Here is a 5,012-nt window from a genome sequence, read left to right as displayed (position 1 = left end):
CCGGTGAAGGACTCGGCACGGCCGGGTCAGCCGCCCGATCGCCCGGCCGTGCCGAGTCCTTCACCGGCGGGCCCGGAGGGACCGAAGCCCTCGCCATCGGGTGAGCCGGAAGAGCTGGAGGAGCCGGGGGAGCCGGGGGAGCCAGGGGCGCCGGGAGATCCTGTCGCAGGGGCCTCGGAGGGCGCGTCCGCCGCGGGGAGCGCGAGCCCGTAGTGGTGGTAGAGCTGGAGCTCCTGCTCGGGGGAGAGGTGGCGGCCGACCCCGAAGTCCGGCGCCGCCTTGATCAGGGCACGCTCGTAGGGGACGCGCAGCGTGTCGTCCACGATCTCGCTCGGCGCCAGCGGCACGAACGTGTCCCGGCCGAACAGCCCGGTGCGTACGGCGGCCCACTCCGGCACCCCGGTCGCGTCGTCGAGGTAGACCTCGTCCACGGTGCCGATCTTCGCGCCGTCGCGGTCGAAGGCCTTGCGGCCGATGAGGTTCCGTGGATCGATATCGGGCTGCACCGTTCCTCCTGTATCCTCCCGTGTCCTCCTATGTCCTCCTATGTCCTCCCGTGGTTTCTCCCGTGCCCCCGACCGCACTTCGGGCCCCGGAACACCCCCCGACAACCACGAAAAGGCACAAAGCGGGAACCGGCCACTCGAGGGATCGCCCGGTAGCCGCGCTGGTAGGCTGGCGAGTGGCCGCAGACCCCGTGCGGGAGAGCCCTCCGACGAGCCTTCACGGCCCGGGCGGGGGCGCCGAAGGAGCAAACCCTCCCCGGAATCTCTCAGGCACACGTACCGCACGGACGAGGTCACTCTGGAAAGCAGGGCGGGCCCAGGTCAGGCACGACACCGGAGCCCGTCCTCACCGACGGTGAAAGCCGGGCCGCCTGCGGCCCGGTGAAGCTCTCAGGTTGAGATGACAGAGGGGGAGGCCGTCCGGGTACCCGCGCCGTGGTACCCCTCGCAGGTCGCAACGACCAGGAGGCCTCCGCAGATGACCGCCCACCGCATCTCCCTTACCGACCTGGAGCGTGGCACGCCCTTCGAGCGGCGCCACATAGGGCCCGACAGCGCCGACCAGGCCAAGATGCTCGCCCAGGTCGGATTCGGCTCCCTCGACGAGCTCACCGCCGCCGCCGTGCCGGACGTGATCAAGAGCACCGGGCCGTCCGCCCTGCCCGAGGCCCGTACCGAGGCCGAGGGCCTCGCCGAGCTCCGTGCCCTCGCCGGGCGCAACCAGGTGCTCGCCCAGATGATCGGACTCGGCTACCACGGCACCTTCACCCCGCCGGTGATCCTCCGCAACGTCATGGAGAACCCGGCCTGGTACACCGCCTACACCCCGTACCAGCCGGAGATCTCCCAGGGTCGGCTGGAGGCGCTCCTCAACTTCCAGACGGTCGTCGCCGACCTCACCGGGCTGCCCACCGCGGGTGCCTCCCTGCTCGACGAGGGCACCGCCGCCGCCGAGGCCATGGCGCTCTCCCGCCGCGTCGGCAAGGTCAAGCAGGGCGTCTTCCTCGTCGACGCCGACGCCCTCCCGCAGACCGTCGCCGTCATCCGGACCCGTGCCGAGCCCACCGGCGTCGAGGTCGTCGTCGCCGACCTCTCGGAGGGCATCCCGGCCGAGATCGCCGAGCGCGGTGTCTTCGGCGTGCTCCTCCAGTACCCCGGCGCCTCCGGCGTCGTGCGCGACCTGCGCCCGGTCATCGAGCAGGCCCATGGGCTCGGCGCGATCGTGACCGTCGCCGCCGACCTGCTCGCCCTGACCCTGCTCACCTCGCCCGGTGAGCTCGGCGCGGACATCGCGGTCGGCACCACCCAGCGCTTCGGCGTGCCCATGGGCTTCGGCGGCCCGCACGCGGGCTTCATGTCCGTGCGCGAGAACCACGCCCGCAGCCTGCCCGGCCGCCTCGTCGGTGTCTCCGTCGACGCCGACGGCAACAAGGCGTACCGCCTGGCCCTCCAGACGCGCGAGCAGCACATCCGCCGCGAGAAGGCCACCAGCAACATCTGCACCGCCCAGGTGCTGCTGGCCGTCATGGCCGGCATGTACGCCGTCTACCACGGCCCGGACGGCCTCGCCGCGATCGCCCGCCGTACGCACCGCTACGCCACGATCCTCGCGGCGGGGCTGCGCGTGGGCGGCGTCGAGGTCGAGCACGGCGCGTACTTCGACACGGTCACCGCGACCGTGCCCGGCCGCGCCGCCGAGATCGTCGCCGCCGCCCGCGAGCAGGGCGTCAACCTCCGGCTGACCGACGCCGACCGGGTCGGCATCGCCTGCGACGAGACCACCACCCGCGCCCTGCTGGTGGCCGTGTGGTCGGCGTTCGGGGTGGACGCCGACATCGAGGCGCTGGACGCCGCGACGCCGGACGCGCTCCCCGAGGGCCTCCTGCGCACCGACGACTACCTCACCCACCCGGTCTTCCACGAGCACCGCTCCGAGACCGCCATGCTGCGCTACCTGCGCAGCCTCGCGGACCGGGACTACGCGCTGGACCGCGGCATGATCCCGCTCGGTTCCTGCACCATGAAGCTCAACGCCACCACCGAGATGGAGCCGGTGACCTGGCCCGAGTTCGCCGCGCTGCACCCCTTCGCGCCGGTCGAGCAGGCCGAGGGCTATCTGACGCTGATCACGGAGCTGGAGGAGCGCCTCGCCGAGGTCACCGGCTACGACAAGGTCTCCCTCCAGCCGAACGCGGGCTCCCAGGGCGAGCTCGCGGGTCTGCTGGCCGTCCGCGCCTACCACCGTGCCAACGGCGACGAGCAGCGCACCATCTGTCTCATCCCCTCCTCCGCGCACGGCACCAACGCCGCCAGCGCCGTGATGGCCGGGATGAAGGTCGTCGTCGTCAAGACGGGCGAGGACGGCGAGGTGGACGCGGACGACCTGCGCGCCAAGATCGAGCAGTACCGTGACGAGCTGGCCGTGCTCATGGTCACCTACCCCTCCACGCACGGCGTGTTCGAGGAGCACATCAGCGACATCTGCGCGCTGGTGCACGAGGCGGGCGGCCAGGTCTACGTGGACGGGGCGAACCTCAACGCCCTGGTGGGCGTGGCCAAGCCGGGCCACTTCGGCGGCGACGTCTCGCACCTCAACCTGCACAAGACCTTCTGCATCCCGCACGGCGGCGGCGGCCCGGGCGTCGGCCCGGTGGGCGTCCGCGCGCACCTCGCGCCGTACCTGCCCAACCACCCGCTCCAGCCGACCGCGGGCCCGGCCACCGGCGTCGGCCCGGTCTCGGCGGCCCCCTGGGGCTCCGCGGGCATCCTGCCGATCTCCTGGACATACGTCCGGCTGATGGGCGGCGAGGGTCTCCGGCACGCGACGCAGGCCGCGGTGCTCGGTGCCAACTACATCGCCAAGCGGCTGGAGCCGCACTACCCGGTGCTCTACACCGGCCCGAACGGGCTGGTCGCGCACGAGTGCATCGTGGACCTGCGGCCGCTGACCAAGGCGACCGGCGTGAGCGTCGACGACGTCGCCAAGCGACTGATCGACTACGGCTTCCACGCGCCGACCATGTCCTTCCCCGTGGCCGGCACCCTGATGATCGAGCCCACGGAGAGCGAGAACCTCGCCGAGCTGGATCGTTTCTGCGATGCGATGATCGCCATCCGCGCCGAGATCGAGAAGGTCGGCTCCGGCGAGTGGGCGAAGGACGACAACCCGCTGCGGAACGCTCCGCACACCGCGGCCTCGGTGATCGCCGCCGAGTGGGAGCACCCCTACAGCCGCGAGGAGGCGGCCTACCCCGCCGGGGTGTCCGCGGACAAGTACTGGGCGCCGGTGCGGCGCGTCGACGGCGCGTACGGCGACCGCAACCTGGTCTGCTCCTGCCCTCCGCTGGAGGACTACGAGGGCTGAGGTGACAGCGGGCCCGGTGGGCTGACGGCAGGGCCCGGGTGACGGGCCTGGAACGGGGCCGGTTCGGCGGATGCGCCGGGCCGGCCCCTTCGTGTGCGGTGCGTTCGGTGCGCGATGTGCGACCCGCGTGTGCGGGGCTGTGCGTGTGCGGTGCCGTGCAGTGCCCGTCAGGCAGCGGTCACCACATTGCCGCTGGCCAGCGGCCGGTGCGGAGCGATGATCTGTCCGTCCGGCAGCAGCTCACCGGTGTCCTCGAAGCACAGGACGCCGTTGCACAGCAGACTCCAGCCCTGTTCGGGGAAGTGCGCCACCAGGTGGGCGGCCTCCCTGTCGGCGGAGTCGGCTGAGGGGCACGTGGGCTGGTGCTGGCACATGGGAGGGATCTTTCGCTGCGATGTGGTGGCTGTCCTGCGGCTCGATGCTGTACTCATGCCGCCCCCCGTTGGCGAATAGGTTGGTCGATACCAGTGTTGCCCCACGGGCGCGATTCCGCAGGGATTTCCCGGCAGCGCTCCTCTCCCGAGGAGGACGCGTCACCCGTGCGGGCGGTTGCCGTCAACGGGACTGTCCCTTCGGGGGATTCGGGGTGGTCACCCCGGGCTAGTCCGGGAGGGTGAGCGCGGGCGCACGCCCCGTGGCCGGTGGCGGACACGGGGCGTGCTCGTCCCGGCGCGTTGCGCTGCGCGCTGCCGCCTCACGCGGAGGTGCGCAGCAACGGCGGTGGTGCCAGTCGGTGCGTGAGGACCGAGAGCAGTTCGGTGAACCGGTGTGCCCGGTGCGCGGCGATCCCCGGTGGCGCGGGTGCGAGCGGCACCAGCAGGTCGCCGGGGCCGGGGAGCCCGGAGTCGGCCTCGGCCGTGAGGTCCGTGTGCAGCCAGAGGGTGAGCATGTAGAGCTCGGGCACGGACAGCAGCCGCGGCTGGTACGGCGACGGCAGGGCCTCCGCCTGGTGCACGGCCAGCTCGGTGGAGGCGAGGTAGGGGCCTTCGCAGAAGTGGGAGAACGCCCAGCCGTCCGCGGTGGGCGCCGCCTCGCCCGCGGCGACCACGCGCTCGGCGCTGCGGATCAGGAACCGCCAGCCGGTGAGCCGGGTGCGGGGGGTGCCGCCGCGCGTGGTCACCTGTTCCAGGACGTGGAGGGGC

The 5,012-nt window shown here is 72.4% G+C and carries 4 protein-coding genes and 1 riboswitch; of the genes, 1 reads left to right on the top strand and 3 read right to left on the bottom strand.

What is annotated here, in order from left to right:
* Positions 1-26 precede the first annotated feature (26 nt).
* On the bottom strand, positions 27-506 hold the full coding sequence (locus K6I34_RS31395) for a PRC-barrel domain-containing protein (protein WP_229331264.1): 480 nt from the start codon (positions 504-506) through the stop codon (positions 27-29).
* 184 nt (positions 507-690) lie between these two features.
* Positions 691-798, top strand: a riboswitch (glycine riboswitch).
* 186 nt (positions 799-984) lie between these two features.
* On the opposite strand from K6I34_RS31395, the gene gcvP reads away from it, so the two are divergent.
* The gene (gcvP, locus tag K6I34_RS31390; protein ID WP_229331262.1) at positions 985-3,870 is read left to right on the top strand and encodes an aminomethyl-transferring glycine dehydrogenase; all 2,886 of its coding nucleotides are present in this window, start codon (positions 985-987) and stop codon (positions 3,868-3,870) included.
* 167 nt (positions 3,871-4,037) lie between these two features.
* Here gcvP and K6I34_RS31385 read toward each other — a convergent pair whose 3' ends face one another.
* Positions 4,038-4,244: a DUF5999 family protein gene (locus K6I34_RS31385; protein ID WP_183147704.1), complete on the bottom strand. Its 207-nt coding sequence runs from the start codon at positions 4,242-4,244 to the stop codon at positions 4,038-4,040.
* A 320-nt stretch (positions 4,245-4,564) separates the two neighbouring features.
* Positions 4,565-5,012 (bottom strand): hypothetical protein (locus tag K6I34_RS31380; RefSeq protein WP_229331260.1); only part of this gene is annotated, 448 nt, incomplete at its 5' end.

Source organism: Streptomyces sp. UNOC14_S4 (assembly GCF_020740835.1).
Taxonomy (GTDB): Bacteria; Actinomycetota; Actinomycetes; order Streptomycetales; family Streptomycetaceae; genus Streptomyces.
Note: the sequence above shows the minus strand (reverse complement) of the source record. Positions and strands in the feature narration are given on the sequence as shown.

Coding starts and splice junctions, on each gene's coding strand:
- K6I34_RS31385 (WP_183147704.1), bottom strand. CDS start 4,244: ATGTGCCAGCACCAGCCCACGTGCCCCTCAGCCGACTCCGCCGACAGG.
- gcvP (WP_229331262.1), top strand. CDS start 985: ATGACCGCCCACCGCATCTCCCTTACCGACCTGGAGCGTGGCACGCCC.